Here is a 2,509-nt window from a genome sequence, read left to right on the forward strand (position 1 = left end):
GATCGTGCAGCGCGCGGGTGAACAGCGTGACCGCGAGCTTCGCGTCGTTGTACGCGCGCAGCGCCGTGTACCTCCTGTCGTGCTCCAGGTCGTCGAGATCGATCGATCCGGACTGCGAACCGAGGCTCGACGTGCCGACGACCGAGCCCTTCGCGGCGAGCAGGGGCTCCAGCAGCAGGGTGGTCAGCAGTGCAGGAGCGAGGTGGTTCACCTGGAAGGTCTGCTCGTGCCCGTCCTGGGTCACCGTCCGCGCACCGAACATGCCGCCGGCGTTGTTCGCCAGCACATCGAGCGTGTCGGCGCGCTCTCGAACGGCCGACGCGAGGGCCCGCACGTCGTCGAGCCTCGCGAAGTCGGCGACGAACGACTCGGCGCCCAGCTCCTCGGCGATCCGCTCGATCTTGTCGCGGGAGCGCCCGGTCAGCAGCAGGCGCTCGCCTTTTGCGGCCAACCTGCGAGCCGCCGCAGCCCCGATGCCGTCGGAGGCGCCGGTGATCAGGATCGTCTTCGTGTCGGACACGTCGCTCCCGGTGCTTCTGCGCTCGGTCGATGCTGAGGTCGGCGCGTCGTGGAACGCGTGCCCGTCTCGGCCGCGTGCCTTCCCAGTAGACGCCGAAGGCCGGATGGGAGGCAGACCCGGCGGAGAGGGGTACCGGCAAGGACTCCTTGCCGTTGCGGCCCGGACCGTACATTCGGGGTCCATGGACGCGCGGAGCGAGATCGGCGAGTTCCTGACCACTCGTCGGGACCGCCTCACCCCGGCGCAGGCAGGACTTCCCGACTTCGGCGGGCGCCGACGCGTCAAGGGGCTCCGCCGCGAGGAGGTCGCCCTGCTCGCGGGGATGAGCACCGAGTACTACACCCGGCTCGAGCGCGGCAACGCCGCCGGCGTGTCCGAGGCGATCCTCGAGGGGATCAGCCGCGCCCTGCACCTGGACGCCGCGGAGCACGCGCACCTCTTCGACCTGGTCCGGAACGCCGGCGCCGGCGTCACCCGCCAGCGGCGCCGACCGGCAGCGCGAGCGGTGACCGTGCGGCCGAGCCTCCAGCAGACCCTCGACGCGATGGAGACGGTCCCGGCCGTCATCCAGAACGCACGTCTCGACCTGGTCGCGACGAACCCGATGGGCCGGGCGCTCTTCGCGGAGCAGTTCGACATGCCCGAGCGACCCGCCAACGCAGCCCGGTACCTGTTCCTCGACCCCCGGGCGCACGACTTCTTCGACGACCGGGCGCGCACCGTCCTGCAGACCGTGGCCGCGCTGCGGATCGAGGCAGGCCGATCGCCGTACGACCGGGCGCTCTCGGACCTGATCGGCGAGCTCTCCACCCGCAGCGAGGAGTTCCGCACCGTGTGGGCCTCCCATGACGTCCGCGAGCACGTGACCGGGACCAAGCGCCTCCATCACCGGATCGTCGGGGAGCTGGACCTCACCTACGAGGTGATGCGAATCGCCAGCGACGGCCTGGGGCTGGTCGTCTACACGGCGGCCGCCGGATCGCCGTCCCACGACGGGCTCAAGCTGCTCGCCACCTGGGTCGCCACGACCTCGCTCCACGAGCAGTCACCCGTGCCGCAGTCGCCGCGATCGGATCCGCGGGATCCGTCCTGATCGGCGGTCGCTGGACGACCACCGCCCACCGCTCCTGTTCCTGAGTTGACACCGTTCGCTTGTTACTGTTCACTCACATACATGACGTCCACGGCTCGATCGGCCCGCTCCGTCCGGTCGACAGCGGAGGACCAGCGCGTGCGGATCGTCGGCCACGCGGTGCGGGTGTTCGCGGTCGCGGGCTACCACGCCACACCGGTGGCGGACGTGGCCACGGCGGCCCAGGTGTCCCCCGCCTACGTGTTCCGCCTCTTCACCGGCAAGCTCGGCCTGTTCACCGCGGCGGTGGACCACTGCTTCGCCCAGGTCGCCGAAGCGCTGGTGGCCGGCGGCGAGTCCGCCGGCGAGACGGACGCGGCCGGACGGCTCGACGCGATGACCGCGGCCTACGTCGAGCTGATCGGCGACCGGGACCTGATCATGCTGCAGGCCCACGCGCAGAGCGCCGCGGACGTCCCCGAGGTCCGCGAGGCCGTGCAGCGAGGACTCGCCCTCGTCGTCCGCACGGTGCGCCGCGTCTCCGGCGCCCCCGAGGCCGATGTGCAGCGTTTCATCGCCTACGGGCAGCTCTGCCACCTCATCGCCCAGACCGGCCTCGACGACCTCGACACCGACTGGGCCGCCCTGCTCACCCGCGGCATCAGCCACCCCGTCCCGCGCTGACGCCCCCTCCCCGATCTCATCGAATCTGCACGCCTGCGCTTGTGACTGTCCGATCAGTACCAGAAGGAGAACCGCATGAACGACCTGACCATCCCCGCCACCACCACGACCGTGGTGCTGCCCGGTCTCGTCGAGCCCGACGGGCTCGAGGTCACCACGACGCCGGTCGCCGCCCCTTCCGCGGGGCACCTGCTGGTGCGGGTGGAGGCGACCGGGATCAGCTACGCGGAGCA

Annotated in this window: 3 protein-coding genes; 2 read left to right on the forward strand and 1 reads right to left on the reverse strand. The window is 71.2% G+C overall.

Going from position 1 to position 2,509, the window contains the following annotated elements:
- The coding region (locus ACFE60_RS18765) for an SDR family NAD(P)-dependent oxidoreductase (protein ID WP_375390366.1) at window positions 1-520 on the reverse strand (520 nt) is incomplete at its 3' end.
- Between the two features lie 181 nt (window positions 521-701).
- Here ACFE60_RS18765 and ACFE60_RS18770 point away from each other — a divergent pair.
- Window positions 702-1,613 carry a helix-turn-helix domain-containing protein gene (locus ACFE60_RS18770; protein WP_375390367.1) on the forward strand — a complete coding sequence of 304 codons (912 nt, stop codon included), beginning with the start codon at window positions 702-704 and terminating at the stop codon, window positions 1,611-1,613.
- Window positions 1,614-1,751: 138 nt separating this feature from the next.
- Window positions 1,752-2,276, forward strand: coding sequence for a TetR/AcrR family transcriptional regulator (locus ACFE60_RS18775; protein WP_375390368.1), 525 nt, complete (start codon window positions 1,752-1,754; stop codon window positions 2,274-2,276).
- Window positions 2,277-2,509: the final 233 nt, after the last annotated feature.

Source organism: uncultured Amnibacterium sp. (genome assembly GCF_964245895.1).
GTDB lineage: Bacteria > Actinomycetota > Actinomycetes > Actinomycetales > Microbacteriaceae > Amnibacterium.